Raw genomic sequence first — 16,221 nt, 5'->3', positions numbered from 1 at the left:
GCGCTCCTAAGCTCGCGCGAACGAGAAACGGGGGAGGCGGCCATGCGGGCTCTGCGCTATCCATTCGAGCTGCGCTTCCTGCCGCTGACCCTGGCTGTCACGGGAACGCTGGTCTTCGCGGCCCTCGCCGCTTTCACCCGGACCCTGCCGGACCTCTTCGGCCTGTTGGCCCTGGTCTTCCTGGCCCTCGCGGCGCTCGGGCTGCGCGACCTCTTCCAGACCCGCCACGCGATCCTCAGGAACTACCCACTCGCCGCCCATGCCCGCTTCCTGATGGAGAAGGTGCGCCCCGAGATCCGCCAGTATTTCCTGGAAAGCGACAAGGACGGCGCGCCCTTCCCCCGCGACAAGCGCGCCATCGTCTACCAGCGCGCCAAAGAGGCGCTCGACAAGCGGCCCTTCGGCACCCAGTACGACGTCTACGGCGAGCGCTTCGAATGGCTGCACCATTCGCTCGCGCCGAAGCCGCAGGCCCCGGTCGAGGCGCTGCGGGTCACTATCGGCCACACCGGCCCCTGCACGCAGCCCTATTCGGCTTCGGTGCTGAACATCTCCGCCATGTCCTACGGCGCGCTCTCGGCGAACGCGGTGCGCGCGCTCAATCGCGGCGCGAAGATGGGCGGCTTCGCCCATGACACCGGCGAGGGCGGCGTCTCGCCCTATCACCGGGAGGGTGGCGGAGACCTGATCTGGGAGATCGGCTCGGGCTATTTCGGCTGCCGCGGCAAGGGCGGCACCTTCGAAGAGGAGGTCTTCGCCCGAACCGCCTCGGCCGAGCAGATCAGGATGGTGGAGCTGAAGCTTTCCCAGGGCGCCAAGCCCGGCCATGGCGGCGTGCTGCCCGCGGCCAAGATCACGCCGGAGATCGCCGCGATCCGCGGTGTGCCGATGGGCGAAGACTGCATCTCGCCCTCCGCTCATTCCGCCTTTTCGACGCCGATCGAGCTGCTGGAGATGGTGGCGAAGATGCGCATGCTCTCAGGCGGCAAGCCGGCGGGCTTCAAGCTCTGCATCGGCCACCCGTGGGAGTTCCTGGCGATCTGCAAGGCGATGGTGGAGACCGGCCTGACGCCGGATTTCATCGTCATCGACGGCAAGGAGGGCGGCACCGGCGCAGCGCCCCTGGAGTTCATGGACCATATCGGCATGCCGCTGCGTGACGGGCTGAGCTTTGCCCATAACGCGCTGGTCGGCGTCGGGCTGCGCGACCGGATCCGGCTGGGCGCCTCGGGCAAGATCGTCACCGCGTTCGACATGGCCCGCGTCATGGCGCTGGGGGCGGACTGGTGCAACGCGGCGCGCGGCTTCATGTTCGCGTTGGGCTGCATCCAGGCGCAGTCCTGCCACACCGGGCAATGCCCGACCGGCGTGACCTCGCCGGACCCGGCCCGCCAGCGCGCGCTGGTGGTGCCGGACAAGGCCGAGCGGGTGAAGAACTTCCACCGCAACACGCTGCATGCGCTGGCCGAACTGATCGCCGCCGCGGGGCTGGAGCATCCGGCAGAGCTGCGGCCGCACCACTTCCTGCGCCGCGGCCCGAACGAGCAGGCGGTGAGCTATGCCGAGCATTACCAGATGCTCGCCCCCGGTCAGCTGATTGCAGAGCCCGCCTCCGCCGGCCGCTTCGCCGATCCCTGGCGGGTCGCCCGCGCCGACAGCTTCGCCCGCCACGAGGCCTAGGCCCCGGCCCGGCAAACCAAAGGGGTTCGTTACGCCATAAACGGACAGACCTCGGCCTCCGTCGACCCCCTCCCGCAGTCGGGCGCTGGCCCTCCTCACCGCGAGAGCGCGTAGGGTGCGCATTCATTGCGCACCCCACCCGGTTCAGGCCTCGGCGGTTGCCCCGAGGGTCTGCATCGCCTCCGCCGCGATCTCGAAGCTGCGCTTGCGGGCCCCGAAATCGTGGATGTTGCCCGTCAGGATCACCTCGTCGGGCCGATACCGCGCGATCAGCGCGCCCAGTTCCCGGCGCACCGTCTCCGGCCCGCCCGTGGCCGAGCAGCTCAGGGCTTCGCCCACCTGCGCGGCCATCACCGGGCCGATCAGCTCCTCCACCCCCTCGACCGGGCGCGGCAGCTTGCCCGGCCGGCCGGAACGCAGATTGGCGAAGGCCTGCATGCTGGAGCTTTTCAGGAAAACGCCCTCGGCATCGGTCTCGCCCGCGAAGACATTCGCCGCCAGCATGAAATAGGGCGCCGCGAGTTTGGCCGACGGCCGGAAGGTGCGGCGGTAGACATCGATCGCCTGCTCCAGCGCCTGCGGCGCGAAATGGGAGGCGAAGGCATAGGGCAGCCCCAGGTAAGCGGCGAGCTGTGCGCCGTAGAGGCTCGATCCGAGGATCCAGACCGGCACATGCGTCCCCGCGCCGGGATGGGCCGTCACCTTCTGACCCGGCTCCGCATCGCCCAGAAAGCCCATCAATTCCACCACGTCCTCCGGGAACCGGTCCGCCCCGTCCATGCCGCGCCGGAGCGCCCGGGCCGTCAGCATGTCGGTTCCCGGCGCGCGGCCAAGGCCGAGGTCGATGCGCCCCGGGTAAAGCGTCGCCAGCGTCCCGAAGGCCTCCGCGACCATCAGGGGCGAATGGTTCGGCAGCATCACCCCGCCAGAGCCGACGCGGATCTTCTCCGTCGCGCCGGCGACATGGCCGATCACCACCGCCGTCGCGGCCGAGGCGATGCCCGGCATGTTGTGATGCTCCGCCAGCCAGAAGCGATTGTAGCCGAGCGCCTCGGCATGCCGCGCCAGGGCCACAGAATTGGCAAGCGCGTCCGCCGTTTCCGCGCCCACGGGCACCGGCGCGAGATCGAGGATCGAATAGGGGATCATGGCCTCTCCTTGGATGTCCCAAGGGATATGGCGCTCGACGGGCCGAGGAAAAGGCCATTTGCCCGAAAGCGGCCCTGTCCGCCGGCGGGATGCGGTGCGAAAGCGGTGCAAAAGCGGTGCTTTAACGGTATTTGGTTTTTCGAGCTGCACCAATGGTTTGCGCAGATTTTGGCAGCCAGGCACGCGCTTCGGGAACGCCCCGCTAAGATCCCGGTAAGGTTCAGCCCGTCACTGTCCAGGGCCGGTCGAACCAGTGCTCCTCGAGGTTCGGCGTCGGGCCGATCCGGTCCACCACCGCGAAAAGCCCCGGCGCATGAAGCGGCGTCAGCACGCCGTGCCATGTCCCGCGGTGCAGGTTGATCCCCTGTCCCGCCCGGGTCAGGAACGCCACCGGCTGCCCCGGCGCGCCCCCCTCGTCCGACGCCACGATGACGAGGAACGGATCGAGCGACATCGGCAGGAAGGCCTGCGATCCCTCGGGATGCCGCTCCACCATCTCCAGCCGGTAGGGCAGGGCGCGGGGTTCCGCCCGGAACAGGCTGATCCCGGCCCGGCCGCCCGGCCCGAAGTCGAGCCGCGCCCGATCGTGCCAGCGCCCGCAAAGGCCCTGGTTGATCAGCTTGTCATAGGGCCCCGAGGTGTCGAGCACGTCGCCGAAAGGGGCGAAGGCCTCGGCGGTCAGGGGGGGTGCGGCGATCTCCCGGCTCATGCCGCGAAGACGGGGGCGCTGCCCCCGCACCCCCGGGATATTTCCGGACGGAAGGCGTGCAGGGGCCTCATTTCATTGCCCCGAAGGCGCCCGGGCCGCGAAGCTTGGCGTGGCGGTTCACGTCCTTGTAAAGCAGGTACCGGAACGGACCGGGGCCGGCGGCGTAGCAGGCCTGTGGGCAATAGGCCCTGAGCCACATGAAATCGCCGGCCTCCACTTCCACCCAGTCCTGATTGAGCTTGTAGACGGCCTTGCCCTCCAGCACGTAGAGCCCGTGCTCCATCACATGCGTCTCCTCGAAGGGGATGACACCGCCGGGCTGGAAGGTGACGATGTTCACATGCATGTCGTGTCGCAGGTCGTCCGGCTCGACGAAGCGGGTGGTGGCCCAGCGGCCCTCCGTATCGGGCATCGCGGTCGGGGCGACCTCGGCATCGGAGGTCACGAAGGCCTCCGGCGCGGGCAGGCCGGGCGCGGGCTCGAAGAGCTTGCGGACCCAGTGGAACCGCGCGGCCTCCGCGCCCCGGTTCCAGAGCCGCCAGGGGCAGCCCGCCGGAATATAGGCATAACCGCCGGCCTTAAGGGTGTGGTCCTTCCCGTCGAGGGTCAGCTGGGCCTCGCCCTCGGTGACGAAGAGGACGCATTCCGCCCCCGCCTCCGGTTCCGGCGCGTCCGATCCGCCGCCGGGGGCGACCTCCATCACATACTGGCTGAAGGTCTCGGAAAAGCCGGACATCGGCCGCGCGATCAGCCAGAGGCGCGTCTTCGTCCAGCCCGGCAGGCAGGAGGTCACGATATCGGAGAAGACGCCCTTCGGGATGAAGGCATAGGCCTCGGTGAAGACGGCGCGGCCGGTCATCAGGCTTGTCTGCGGCGGAAGCCCGCCCCTGGGCGCGTAATAGCCGGTCATTTCAACATGTCCTTGAGCCGCAGCGCGGCGATGCGTTCGACCTGGGCGCAGGCTTCGGCCAGCTCCGTCTCTCGGTCGTTGCCGAAGCGGCGCTCGAAGGCGGCGAGGATCCCGGCCCTGGAGTGATCGCGCACGGCGATGATGAAGGGAAAGCCGAACTTCTCCGTATACTCGGCGTTGAGCGTCTCGAACCGCGCGCGTTCGGCATCGGTCAGCGCGTCGAGCCCGGCGGAGGCCTGTTCGGATGTCGAGGCATCAGTCAGCCGCTTCGCCTGGGCGAGTTTGCCGGCGAGATCGGGGTGGGCGGTGAGCACGCCAAGCCGCTCCTCGGGCGTGGCCGAGCGGAAGGCGCGGGCGAGAACGGAATGGACCCCGATCGCGGTGTCGTGCGCCGGGCTGAGCTCCAGCTCCCAGGCGCGTTCGGCAATCCAGGGGGAATGTTCGAAAACGCCGCCGAAACGCTCGACGAAGCGCTCGCGGGTCATCCGGGAGGGACGCTCGAAGCGCTGCGGCGGATGGGTTTCGGCCCAGTGCCGGGCGATGTCGATGCGGCGGGCGAACCAGACGCCCTCCTGCGCCTTGGCGTATTCGAGGAAGCGCTTGAGACCCGCCATCTTGCCCGGTCGGCCGATCAGCCGGCAGTGCAGGCCCACCGACATCATCCGCTTCTCGCCGGCCTCGCCCTCGGCCATCAGCGTGTCGAAGGCGTCCTTCAGATACTGGAAGAACTGCTCGCCGGTGATGTAGCCGGGTGCGGTGGCGAAGCGCATGTCATTGGCTTCAAGCGTGTAGGGGATGATCAGCTGGTCACGCTCTCCGACCTCGATCCAGTAGGGCAGGTCGTCGTCATAGGTGTCGGAGATATAGTCGAAGCCGCCCTCCTCGGCGACGAGCCGCACCGTGTTGGCCGAGCATCGCCCGGTGTACCAGCCGGTCGGGCGGGTGCCTGTGACCTCGGTATGAAGCCGCACGGCCTCGGCGATCGCAGCGCGCTCCTCGGCCTCGGGCATGTCCTTGTGCTCGACCCATTTCAGCCCGTGGGAGGCGATCTCCCATCCCGCGTCCTGCATCGCGGCGACCTGTTCCGGGGCGCGGGCCAGCGCCGTTGCGACGCCGTAGATCGTCACCGGCACGTCCATTGCGGTGAAGAGCCGGTGCAGCCGCCAGAACCCGGCGCGCGCGCCGTATTCGTAAATCGATTCCATGTTCCAGTGCCGTTGGCCTGGCCATTGGGCGGCTCCGGCGATGTCGGAGAGGAACGCCTCGGAAGCGGCATCGCCATGCAGTATGCAGTTCTCGCCGCCTTCCTCGTAGTTCAGCACGATCTGCACGGCCACTTTCGCGTCGCCGGGCCAGCGCGGGTCGGGGGCCTTCGGGCCGTAGCCCAGCATGTTGCGCGGATAGCGGTTCATGGTCCCTCCGGTTCTGCTGTCCTGTCCTTGATAGGGCAGGAGAAAGCCCGGGAGTTTCAAGTTTTTCCTGAAAGACCTGTCTCGACGATCGGCCATCGCTTTGCCGCGCGGCTTTCGGCACTATCGGGGCTGCAGACCGAGACCGGAGGAACGGACAGTGACGCAAGGTGCAGGATACCTGTCGACGCATGTGCTCGATACGGCGCGCGGGGTGCCGGCGGAGGGGCTGCGGATCGACCTCTTCCGGATCGAGGGCGCGGGGCGGGCGCATCTTCACTCGACGATCACCAATGCCGACGGGCGCACCGATGCGCCGATCCTGCCGCAGGGGCAGTTCGCGCCCGGGATCTACGAGCTGGTCTTCCACGCCGGCGCCTACCTGGACGCGACCGGTGCCGCGCCGGAGGCGCCGCGGTTCCTCGACGTGATCCCGATCCGCTTCGGCATCTCCGACGGCGAGAGCCATTACCACGTGCCGTTGCTCCTCTCGCCCTTCGGGTACTCGACTTACCGGGGGAGCTGAGGCTCAGGCGTCGGTCACCGCGGCCTTGCAGCGGGCGATCATGAAATCGACGAAGAGCCGGGTCTTCGGGTCGCGAAGCCTGCGGTGCGGCGTCAGGCAGGAGAGCTGGACGGGCAGCGGCGGCGTCGCCTCCGCCACGGGGACGAGGCGGCCCGTCTTCAGATGCTCGGCCACCTCGAAGCGGGGCTTCAGCACGATGCCGCGACCGTCGAGCGCCCAGAGCGTCAGCACGTCGCCATCGTCCGATTCGAACGGGCCGGTGATCTCGAACCGACGCGGGCCTTCCGGTGTCTCCAGCGTCCACTGGAATTCCTTGGCGCCGGGGAAGCGCAGGTTCAGGCAATCGTGGTTGTCGCGCAGCAGCGCCTCGCCATCAGCCGGCATCCCCCGCCGCTCGATATAGGAGGGCGCCGCGCAGAGGAGGCGCGGGCAATCCGCGATGGCGCGGATCTTCAGCCCGCTGTCCTCGAGGATGCCAAGGTGGAAGGCAACATCCAGCCCCTCGGCCGTCACGTCGATGATCCGGTCTGAAAGCCGCAGACGCACGTCGATCTGCGGGTATTCGTCCTTGAAAACAGGGACCTGTGGCGCGATCAGCCGACGCCCGATCCCCAGTGGGGCAGCGACGAAAATCGTGCCGCGCGGGTTGTGGGTGGCGTCGATCACCGTCGCCTCGGCCTCGTCGATCGCCTCGAGGATCTTGCGCGCACCCTCGTAGAACAGCCGCCCGTTCTCCGTCGCCTTGAGCGAGCGCGTGGTGCGGTTGAAGAGCCGCACGCCAAGATGCTTCTCCAGTTCCAGAACGCGCGCCGAGGCAACGGCTGGAGAGGTGCGCTGGTCCCGCGCGGCCGCACTCATGCTGCCCAATTCATAGACACGCACGAACATCTTGATGTTGTTCACATAGGCCATTCGATTATCCGGCAGGCTTTGAAAGTCCTCAGCTATTTGACGGATTAACAAAAAGGTGTGAGCCAGTATAGCGTCGAGACGTCAGCTGGAGAGGCAAGATGTACGACTGGACGGTGATCGGATCCTGGATTGAATTCGCGGTGCGCTGGACGCATGTGATCACCGCCATCGCCTGGATCGGGTCTTCCTTCTACTTCATCGCTCTGGACCTTGGCCTGCACCGGGATCGCAATCTCGAGAGCGGGGCGGATGGCGAGGAGTGGCAGGTCCACGGGGGCGGCTTCTACCATATCCAGAAATACCTCGTGGCGCCGGAGCGGATGCCCGAGGACCTGATCTGGTTCAAGTTCGAGAGCTATTTCACATGGCTGTCCGGCTTCGCCCTGCTGATCCTGGTCTATTACACCGGGGCGCATCTCTTCCTGATCGACCCGGCGGTGATGAAACTCACAGTGCCCGAGGCGATCGCGATCTCCGCGGGATCGCTGATCTTCGGCTGGATCGCCTACGATTTCATCTGCAAGACCAAGTTCGGCGACGACAACACGCGGCTGATGATCCTCCTCTACGTGCTGCTGGTCTGCATGGCCTGGGGCTATACCCATGTCTTCTCGGGGCGGGCGGCGCTGCTGCACCTCGGCGCGTTCACCGGCACGATCATGGTCGGCAACGTCTTCTTCGTCATCATCCCGAACCAGAAGATCGTGGTGGCGGACCTGATCGCGGGCCGCGTGCCGGACCCGAAATACGGCAAGATCGCCAAGCAGCGGTCGACGCATAACAACTACCTGACGCTGCCCGTCCTGTTCCTGATGCTGTCGAACCACTACCCGCTGGCCTTCGCCACGAAGTACAACTGGATCATTGCCAGCCTCGTCTTCCTGATGGGCGTGACGATCCGGCACTACTTCAACTCCCGCCACTCCCGGAAGGGCAACCCGACCTGGACCTGGCTCGTCACCGCGCTGATCTTCGTCGTCATCGCCTGGCTCTCGACCGCGCCCTTGTTCTTCCGAAACATCAAGACCGGCGACATCGTGCCCGCCAAGGCCGAGCAGCGCTTTGCCCAGGCACCGGGGTTCAAGGATGTGGTGGAGATCGTGCAGGCCCGCTGCTCGATGTGCCATGCGGCCGAGCCCGGCTACCCGGGCATCCTCTGGCCGCCGAAGGGCGTGCGGCTGGAAACGCCGGCCGAGGTCGCCCATGAGGCGAAGATGATCTACCTCGAGGCCGGAGTGACTGATGCGATGCCGCCGGCCAATGTCTCCATGGTCGAGGCTTCCGAGCGGGCCAAGATCGTCGCCTGGTACCGCGCGGCGGTGGGCGAGGGGCCGAAGACGGGCTCCTGATCCCGCGCTCCCCCGGGGCGACCGATTGCGCACTCGCCCGGGCTGTCCGTTCGTGTTAGCACGAATCTGACGGTCTAGGAGACGCATATGGATCCGCACGCGAGGCCCTGGCGCTCGGTTCTCTACATCCCGGCCTCGCGACAGCGCGCGCTCGAAAAGGCGCAGATGCTGGCCTGCGACGGGATCATCTTCGACCTGGAAGATGCCGTGGCGCCGGAGGAGAAGGCCTCTGCCCGCGCCTTTCTCGCCGATGCGCTGCCGCAGATGGATTTCGGCCGCCGCGCGCGGATCGTGCGGATCAACGGCTTCGACACCGAGTGGGGCGCGGCGGATGCAGCGTTGATGGCCCGCGCCGCGCCCGACGCGGTGCTGATCCCCAAGGTCGGCTCCGCGGCCGATGTTCAGGCGGTGGCCGAGGTTCTGCCGAAGGTCCCGCTCTGGGCGATGATCGAGACCCCGAAGGGCGTTCTGAACGCGGCCGAGATCGCCGCCCATCCCCGGATGCAGGGCTTTGTGCTTGGCACCAACGACCTGACCAAGGACCTCGGCTGTCGCGCTCGGCCCGACCGGATGCCCCTGATGACCAGCCTGCAACTGGCGCTTCTTGCCGCGCGGGCGGAGGGGCGGATCTGCCTCGATGGGGTCTACAACGCCTTCAAGGACGACGCCGGCACCGCGGCCGAATGCGCTCAAGGGCGCGACATGGGCTTCGACGGCAAGACCGTGATCCACCCGCGCCAGATCGAGATCGCCAACCGCGCCTTCGCGCCCGGCGCGGAGGAGCTGGACCTCGCCCGCCGCCAGATCGCAGCCTTCGAGGCGGCCCGGGCGGCGGGTCAGGGCGTTGCGGTGCTTGACGGGCGGATCGTGGAAAATCTCCATGTCGCAACGGCCGAGCGGCTTCTGGCCCGGGCCGAGGCGATCGCCGCGATGGAGGCGGCGGTGGCGGAACAGGTACTCAAGGCATCCTGAGGGAGGGATAATGGAGCTTCTCATTCTCGGCGTGGCACTCTGGTGGCTCGCGCATCTCTTCAAGCGGTTCGCGCCGGGGGCGCGGGCGGCGATGGGCGGGGCCGGGCGCGGCGTGGTGGCGCTCGCGCTTCTGGTCGCACTGGTGCTGATGGTGCTGGGCTACTGGCAGACCGGGGGCATGGCGAGCCTCGTCGTGATCCCGGGTGGGGGACATCTGAACAACCTGATCATGCTGATCGCCGTCGTGGTCTTCGGCGCGGGCATGTCGAAGGGGGTTCTGTGGACGAAGATCCGCCATCCGATGCTCTGGGGCACGGTGCTCTGGGCGGTCGCGCATCTGATCGTGCATAACGACTGGGCCTCAATCGTGCTTTTCGGCGGTATCGGCCTCTGGGCCGTGGTCGAGATGGCGTCGATCAACCGCGCCGGGCCCTGGGTTCGGCCGGCCCCCGGCGGGATCAAGCGGGATCTCGTCCTCGTCGTGATCGCGCTGGTGATGTACGGGCTGATCACCAAGATCCACATGATGCTGGGCCTCAACCCGTTCACCGGAACTTATGGGTGACACGATGAAGACCGGCGCGGGCCGTTTCTTCGAGGACTACCGCCTGGGCGAGGTGATCGCCCATGCCGTGCCGCGCACCGTCTCGGGCGGGGAAAGGGCACTTTACCACGCGCTCTACCCTGCGCGGGGGGCACTTTATTCCTCCGACGAATTCGCGCGGGCCTGTGGTCTCAAGGCCTCGCCGATCGACGATCTCGCGGCCTTCCACCTGGTCTTCGGCAAGACTGTTCCGGACATCTCGCTGAACGCGGTGGCCAATCTCGGCTATGCCGAGGGCCGCTGGCTGCACCCGGTCTGGCCGGGTGACACGCTGCGCGCAAGGTCCGAGGTGATCGGGCTCAGGGAGACCTCCGGCGGCGCGGCCGGTGTGGTCTGGGTGCGCACGACCGGGCTGAACCAGCACGGCGAGGCGGTGCTGGAATACGTCCGCTGGGTGCTGGTGAAAAAGCGCGGCAGCGGACCCGCGGCCGAGCCGGTGGTGCCTGAACTGGCGAAAGCGGTCCCGGCGGAGGCGCTGGTGGTGTCCGAGGGGCTGCGTTTCGAGGGCTACGACTTCTCGCTTGCGGGCGAGCCGCACCGCTGGGGCGATTATGCCGTGGGCGAGACCATCGACCATGTCGACGGCGTGACGGTGGAGGAGGCCGAGCACATGCTCGCCACCCGCCTCTGGCAGAACACGGCCAAGGTGCATTTCGACGCCACCCGGCGGCCCGACGGGCGGCGGCTGATCTACGGCGGCCATGTCATCAGCCTTGCCCGCGCGCTGAGCTTCAACGGGCTCGCAAACGCCCAGATGATCGTGGCGCTTAACGGCGGCACCCACGCCAATCCCTGTTTCGCGGGCGACACGGTGCGTGCCTGGTCGGAGGTGCTCGACAAGGCCGAGACCGGGGTGCCGAGCGTCGGTGCGCTGCGGCTGCGGCTGGTGGCGGTGAAGGAGGGCGCGGCGCCCTTCGCGCTCAGGGGGGCGGAGGGCAAATACTTGCCCGAGGTGCTGCTGGACCTCGACTACTGGGTCCTGATCCCGCGGTAGCCGGGTTTTCTGCGATCTTGTGATCACAACGATCCGGCGCGTGATCACGTCCGGTGATTTTTCTGCATTTGCAGCCTCAATTTGGCGTTCCGTCCCGCCTCGGGACGTGACTTGGGCGAAAAAACCTCTATTGATCGGGTCGGAGACCTCGACCGGGCGCCGCTCCCGGCCGGTTGCAAGAGAGAGGAATCGCCATGGCAGAGGCAAAAGCGCCGCAACGGCCGTTGTCGCCGTTCATGCTCGGGCCGTATTACAGGCCTCAGATCACGTCCGTCACCTCGATCATCACTCGAATCACAGGCAATGCGCTGATCGTGGCCGCGGTGCTGATCGTCTGGTGGCTTCTGGCCGCGGCGACTTCGCAGTCGTACTTCAATGTTGCCAACTTTGTGATCACAAGCTGGATCGGCCAGCTCGTCATGTTCCTGTCGCTCTGGGCCGTCTGGTACCATTTCCTCGCCGGGCTGCGGCACCTGTGGTGGGACTCGGGCCGCGGGCTGGAGATCGAGATGGCGACGAAGCTCGGCTGGGGCGTCATAATCGGCTCGGTCGTGCTGACGATCCTGACCGCGATCGTGATCTGAGGGGGCGAGCGATGCAATATCTGACCGACCGCAAGCGCGCGACGGGCCTCGGGGCCGCCCATACCGGGACGCATCACCACTGGTCGATGCAGGTGAGCGCGGTGGCGCTTGTGATCCTGGTGCCGCTCTTCATCTTCACCTTCGGCCATATCCTCGGCCACAGCTACGCCGAGGTCACCGCCTATTACGCCCGGCCCTTCCCGGCGATAGTGGCGGGGCTGACGGTCATCACCGCCCTGCATCACCTGAAGATGGGCGCGCAGATGATGATCGAGGACTACTGGCACGGCGTGACGCGCAAGGCGCTGATCATCGCGGTGACCTGCATAACCTATGCCGCGATGGCGACGGGCATCCTGGCCCTCGTCCGCCTCGCGCTGAGCCACGGAGCCTGACGCATGGCAGCCTACGAATATGAAACCCATGACTATGACGTCGTCGTGGTGGGCGCCGGTGGCGCGGGGCTGCGCGCGACGCTGGGCATGGCCGAGCAGGGGCTGCGCACAGCCTGCGTGACCAAGGTCTTCCCGACTCGCTCGCACACGGTCGCGGCGCAGGGCGGCATCGCCGCGAGCCTTTCGAACATGGGGCCCGACAACTGGCAGTGGCACCTCTACGACACGATCAAGGGCTCTGACTGGCTCGGCGACACCGACGCGATGGAATACATGGTCCGCGCCGCCCCGGCCGCGGTCTACGAGCTGGAACATTACGGCGTGCCCTTCTCGCGCACAGAAGAGGGCAAGATCTACCAGCGCCCCTTCGGCGGCCACACCACCGAGTTCGGCGAGGGCCCGCCCGTGCAGCGCACCTGCGCCGCGGCCGACCGGACCGGCCACGCGATCCTGCACACGCTCTACGGCCAGTCTCTGAAGCAAAAGGCCGAGTTCTTCATCGAATATTTCGCCATCGACCTGGTCATCACCGATGGCGCCTGCACCGGCATCGTGGCCTGGAAGCTCGATGACGGCACGATCCATGTCTTCAACGCCAAGACCGTGGTGCTGGCCACCGGCGGCTATGGCCGGGCCTATTTCTCCGCCACCTCGGCGCATACCTGCACCGGCGACGGCGGCGGCATGGTGGCGCGCGCGGGCCTCGCGCTGCAGGACATGGAATTCGTGCAGTTCCACCCCACCGGGATCTACGGCTCCGGCTGCCTGATCACGGAAGGCGCGCGTGGCGAGGGCGGGTATCTGACGAACTCCGAGGGCGAGCGGTTCATGGAACGCTACGCGCCCCACTACAAGGATCTCGCCAGCCGCGACGTCGTCTCGCGCTGCATGACGATGGAGATCCGCGAGGGCCGCGGCGTGGGCGAGGAGAAGGACCACATCTTCCTCAACCTTTCCCACATCCCGGCCGAGACGCTGCAGGAACGACTGCCGGGCATCTCGGAAAGCGCCCGCATCTTCGCCGGTGTCGATGTGACCAAGCAGCCGATCCCGGTCCTGCCGACGGTGCATTACAACATGGGCGGCATCCCGACGAACTACTGGGGCGAGGTGCTGAACCCGACGACCGAGAGTCCGGACCAGATCTTCCCCGGCCTGATGGCGGTGGGCGAGGCGGGCTGCGCCTCGGTTCATGGCGCGAACCGGCTTGGCTCCAACTCGCTGATCGACCTTGTGGTCTTCGGCCGCGCGGCGGCGATCCGGGCAGGGCAGGTGATCGACAAGGACGCATCGGTTCCGGCGACGAACAAAGCGGCGGTGGACGATATCCTCGCCCGGTTCGACGGGCTGCGCTACGCCAAGGGCGCGGTGCCGACGGCGAATCTGCGGCTCGAGATGCAGCGCACCATGCAGGCCGATGCAGCCGTCTTCCGTACCGACAAGACGCTCGCCGAGGGCGTCAAGAAGATGGACGCGGTGGCGGCGAAGCTTTCCGACATCTCGGTGACCGACCGGTCGCTGTTCTGGAACTCCGACCTGATGGAGACGCTGGAGCTGACGAACCTCATGCCCAACGCGCTGGCCACGATCACTGGCGCCGAGGCGCGCAAGGAAAGCCGCGGCGCCCATGCGCACGAGGATTACCCCGAGCGCGACGACACCAACTGGCGCAAGCACACGCTGGCGAAGATCGACGGTACCAAGGTGACGCTCGACTACCGCCCGGTGCATGTAGATCCGCTGACTGCCGAGGCCGATGGCGGGATCGAGCTGAAGCGGATCGCGCCGAAGAAGCGGGTCTATTGATCATGCGTCCGGCCCCGGCCTGCGCCCTGTCGCTGGCGGCCCTTGCGGCCGCCTGCGGCCCGGTGCCGGTCGAACAGGCCGAGGCCGACTGCTTCCGCCAGGCGCAGCTTGCCAGCCATCCGCGCGGCACCCTGGGCTTCGGCTTCGGCACCGGCGGGGCGCGCTTCGCCCAGGGCGATGTCGAGATCAGCTCCGATTGGCTGACGGGTCGCGACCCGTCGCAAGTCTATGCCTCCTGCGTTCAGCGGGAATCCGGCCAGCCCCCGCGGCGGCCGCTTTATGACCGACCCGACTGGAAGGGATGACAGATGGTCCAGCTCACACTTCCCAAGAACTCGAAGATCCGCACCGGCAAGACCTGGCCTAAGCCGGAAGGTGCGAAGAACGTCCGCAAGTTTCTGATCTACCGCTGGACGCCGGATGACGGCGAGAACCCGCGGGTCGACACCTATTTCGTCGACATGGACAAATGCGGGCCCATGGTTCTCGACGCGCTGATCAAGATCAAGAACGAGATCGATCCGACGCTGACCTTCCGGCGCTCCTGCCGCGAGGGGATCTGCGGCTCCTGCGCGATGAACATCGACGGGGCGAACCACCTTGCCTGCATTTACGGTCTCGACGAGATCAAAGGCGATGTCCGCATCTACCCGCTGCCGCATATGGCGGTCGTGCGCGATCTGGTGCCGGATCTGACGCATTTCTACGCCCAGCACGCCTCGATCATGCCCTGGCTCGAGACCAAGACGAACGCGCCGCAGAAGGAATGGCGCCAGTCGATCGAGGATCGCAAGAAGCTCGACGGGCTCTATGAATGCGTCATGTGCGCGTCCTGCTCCACCGCTTGCCCGAGCTACTGGTGGAACTCGGACCGCTACCTTGGCCCGGCGGCTCTGCTTCATGCCTACCGCTGGATCATTGACTCGCGCGACGAGGCGACGGGTGAGCGGCTGGACGATCTGGAGGATCCGTTCAAGCTCTACCGCTGCCATACGATCATGAACTGCGCCAAGACCTGCCCGAAGGGGCTGAACCCGGCCAAGGCGATCGCGGAGATCAAGCACATGATGGTGGAGCGGGTGGTCTGAGGGCAAAAGCGTGGCCCTCTTCCCGATCGTCATCATCGCCATCTTCTTCGGCATGTGGTGGATGCGGCGCGGTTCGACTCTCACCCGCGCCTGCCGCTGGCGCGAGGATCGTTCCGTCGCGCCGGGGCATTTCCGCTGCGCCGCCTGCGGGGCAGAGATGGACCTCGACCCCGGCAAGCGGCCCCGCGACTGCCTGCGTGACCGGGCGGCTTGACGCTGGCGGGCGGCACCCCCATCGTGCCGCCAAAAGCCCGAGGAGCCGCGATGAAACTCTCCCACCCGGAAACCGCCGCCCCCGCTGATGCGGCCACCCGCCGGGCCATCGCGCCCGTCGTGGCCTATCCGCCGGAAACCCTGCCCGCGCCCGATCTCGCCCTTTACCGCGCCGCCCGCGGGGGGGCAGAAAAGGTGGCCGAAATCGTGATCGCCCCGCGCGACGCCGGATGTTTCGAGGTGCCGGCCGGCAGCTTCTTCCGTATAACCTGCATCGAGGGGCCCCAGGTGGGCGACCTCAACCTCTGGAACGCCGCGAACCTGTCCGAGCGGTTCTACTCCGGAAAGACCCGCGCACTGCACGGCACGCATCTGTCGACGGGGGATCGAATGTGGTCCTCCTTACCCTGGATGCGGCCTATTGCGACGATTACGGCCGATACGCTCGACTGGTACGGCTTCGACAGCTTCGGGGGATCGGTTCATGACGTGATCGGCACCCGCTGCGACCCCTACACGAACCGGCTTCTGGCGGGTGGCACCTACCATCACTGCTGCCATTCCAACCTCACCCGCGCCCTGGCCGAGGCCCGCAACCTCGCCCCGGCGGAGGCCGAGGCGCTGGTGCATGACGTCCTGAACGTCTTCATGTGTACGGGTTTCGTGCCCGAGACCGGGCAGTACTTCATGAAGGCCTCGCCAGTCCGCCCCGGCGATTACCTGGAGATGTTCGCCGAGATCGACCTTCTGGGCAGCCTCTCTGCCTGTCCGGGCGGCGACTGCTCGACCGAGCATTCAAGCGACACGGCCGCCTGCCATCCGATGCTGGTGGAGGTCTTCCGTCCCGCCGCGGGTGCCCTCGCCGGCTGGCACAGCCCCGAGCCGAACTCTTACGACCGGAGCCACGGCCTCTAGCCGGCC

General features: G+C 67.1%; 18 protein-coding genes. 13 read left to right on the top strand and 5 right to left on the bottom strand.

What is annotated here, in order from left to right; translation table 11 throughout:
• The first annotated feature begins 42 nt into the window (after window positions 1–42).
• Window positions 43–1,680: an FMN-binding glutamate synthase family protein gene (locus EIP85_RS05240; protein ID WP_127901108.1), complete on the top strand. Its 1,638-nt coding sequence runs from the start codon at window positions 43–45 to the stop codon at window positions 1,678–1,680.
• 144 nt (window positions 1,681–1,824) lie between these two features.
• On the opposite strand, the gene EIP85_RS05235 is transcribed toward EIP85_RS05240, so the two are convergent.
• The 4 genes from EIP85_RS05235 to puuE all read right to left on the bottom strand — a co-directional run bounded on the left by EIP85_RS05235 (window position 1,825) and on the right by puuE (window position 5,860).
• Window positions 1,825–2,829: an LLM class flavin-dependent oxidoreductase gene (locus EIP85_RS05235; protein ID WP_127901107.1), complete on the bottom strand. Its 1,005-nt coding sequence runs from the start codon at window positions 2,827–2,829 to the stop codon at window positions 1,825–1,827.
• Between the two features lie 220 nt (window positions 2,830–3,049).
• Window positions 3,050–3,538 (bottom strand): ureidoglycolate lyase, encoded by a 489-nt coding sequence (locus EIP85_RS05230; RefSeq protein WP_127901106.1) that lies wholly within the window; start codon window positions 3,536–3,538, stop codon window positions 3,050–3,052.
• 67 nt (window positions 3,539–3,605) lie between these two features.
• Window positions 3,606–4,448 (bottom strand): bifunctional allantoicase/(S)-ureidoglycine aminohydrolase, encoded by an 843-nt coding sequence (locus EIP85_RS05225; RefSeq protein WP_127901105.1) that lies wholly within the window; start codon window positions 4,446–4,448, stop codon window positions 3,606–3,608.
• Window positions 4,445–5,860: an allantoinase PuuE gene (gene puuE / locus EIP85_RS05220; protein WP_127901104.1), complete on the bottom strand. Its 1,416-nt coding sequence runs from the start codon at window positions 5,858–5,860 to the stop codon at window positions 4,445–4,447. Before puuE ends, EIP85_RS05225 begins: the two co-directional genes overlap by 4 nt.
• A gap of 157 nt (window positions 5,861–6,017) precedes the next feature.
• Between puuE and uraH the strand changes: the two genes are divergently transcribed.
• The gene (gene uraH, locus EIP85_RS05215) at window positions 6,018–6,383 is read left to right on the top strand and encodes a hydroxyisourate hydrolase (protein ID WP_127901103.1); all 366 of its coding nucleotides are present in this window, start codon (window positions 6,018–6,020) and stop codon (window positions 6,381–6,383) included.
• Window positions 6,384–6,386: 3 nt separating this feature from the next.
• Here uraH and EIP85_RS05210 read toward each other — a convergent pair whose 3' ends face one another.
• A complete protein-coding gene (locus EIP85_RS05210; RefSeq protein ID WP_127901102.1) occupies window positions 6,387–7,295 on the bottom strand; it encodes a LysR family transcriptional regulator in 909 nt (302 codons plus the stop codon).
• A 98-nt stretch (window positions 7,296–7,393) separates the two neighbouring features.
• Between EIP85_RS05210 and EIP85_RS05205 the strand changes: the two genes are divergently transcribed.
• The 11 genes from EIP85_RS05205 to EIP85_RS05155 all read left to right on the top strand — a co-directional run bounded on the left by EIP85_RS05205 (window position 7,394) and on the right by EIP85_RS05155 (window position 16,215).
• Entirely contained in the window at window positions 7,394–8,644 is a 1,251-nt protein-coding gene (locus EIP85_RS05205) for a urate hydroxylase PuuD (RefSeq protein ID WP_127901101.1), read from the top strand.
• Window positions 8,645–8,731: 87 nt separating this feature from the next.
• The gene (locus tag EIP85_RS05200; RefSeq protein WP_127901100.1) at window positions 8,732–9,616 is read left to right on the top strand and encodes an HpcH/HpaI aldolase/citrate lyase family protein; all 885 of its coding nucleotides are present in this window, start codon (window positions 8,732–8,734) and stop codon (window positions 9,614–9,616) included.
• Window positions 9,617–9,626: 10 nt separating this feature from the next.
• Window positions 9,627–10,181 carry an NnrU family protein gene (locus EIP85_RS05195; RefSeq protein ID WP_127901099.1) on the top strand — a complete coding sequence of 185 codons (555 nt, stop codon included), beginning with the start codon at window positions 9,627–9,629 and terminating at the stop codon, window positions 10,179–10,181.
• Window positions 10,182–10,185: 4 nt separating this feature from the next.
• A complete protein-coding gene (locus EIP85_RS05190; RefSeq protein WP_127901098.1) occupies window positions 10,186–11,214 on the top strand; it encodes a MaoC family dehydratase in 1,029 nt (342 codons plus the stop codon).
• Between the two features lie 194 nt (window positions 11,215–11,408).
• On the top strand, window positions 11,409–11,798 hold the full coding sequence (sdhC, locus tag EIP85_RS05185; protein WP_127901097.1) for a succinate dehydrogenase, cytochrome b556 subunit: 390 nt from the start codon (window positions 11,409–11,411) through the stop codon (window positions 11,796–11,798).
• 11 nt (window positions 11,799–11,809) lie between these two features.
• Window positions 11,810–12,193 carry a succinate dehydrogenase, hydrophobic membrane anchor protein gene (gene sdhD, locus EIP85_RS05180; RefSeq protein WP_127901096.1) on the top strand — a complete coding sequence of 128 codons (384 nt, stop codon included), beginning with the start codon at window positions 11,810–11,812 and terminating at the stop codon, window positions 12,191–12,193.
• A 3-nt stretch (window positions 12,194–12,196) separates the two neighbouring features.
• Entirely contained in the window at window positions 12,197–13,999 is a 1,803-nt protein-coding gene (sdhA, locus tag EIP85_RS05175) for a succinate dehydrogenase flavoprotein subunit (RefSeq protein ID WP_127901095.1), read from the top strand.
• A gap of 2 nt (window positions 14,000–14,001) precedes the next feature.
• Window positions 14,002–14,304 (top strand): hypothetical protein, encoded by a 303-nt coding sequence (locus tag EIP85_RS05170; RefSeq protein WP_127901178.1) that lies wholly within the window; start codon window positions 14,002–14,004, stop codon window positions 14,302–14,304.
• A 3-nt stretch (window positions 14,305–14,307) separates the two neighbouring features.
• Entirely contained in the window at window positions 14,308–15,087 is a 780-nt protein-coding gene (locus tag EIP85_RS05165) for a succinate dehydrogenase iron-sulfur subunit (RefSeq protein WP_127901094.1), read from the top strand.
• Between the two features lie 10 nt (window positions 15,088–15,097).
• Window positions 15,098–15,301, top strand: a complete 204-nt coding sequence (locus tag EIP85_RS05160; protein WP_127901093.1) for a hypothetical protein — start codon at window positions 15,098–15,100, stop codon at window positions 15,299–15,301.
• Between the two features lie 50 nt (window positions 15,302–15,351).
• Window positions 15,352–16,215, top strand: a complete 864-nt coding sequence (locus EIP85_RS05155; RefSeq protein WP_127901092.1) for an urea carboxylase-associated family protein — start codon at window positions 15,352–15,354, stop codon at window positions 16,213–16,215.
• Window positions 16,216–16,221 lie beyond the last annotated feature (6 nt).

It is taken from the genome of Solirhodobacter olei, assembly GCF_004010155.1.
GTDB lineage: Bacteria > Pseudomonadota > Alphaproteobacteria > Rhodobacterales > Rhodobacteraceae > Solirhodobacter > Solirhodobacter olei.
Note: the sequence above shows the minus strand (reverse complement) of the source record. Positions and strands in the feature narration are given on the sequence as shown.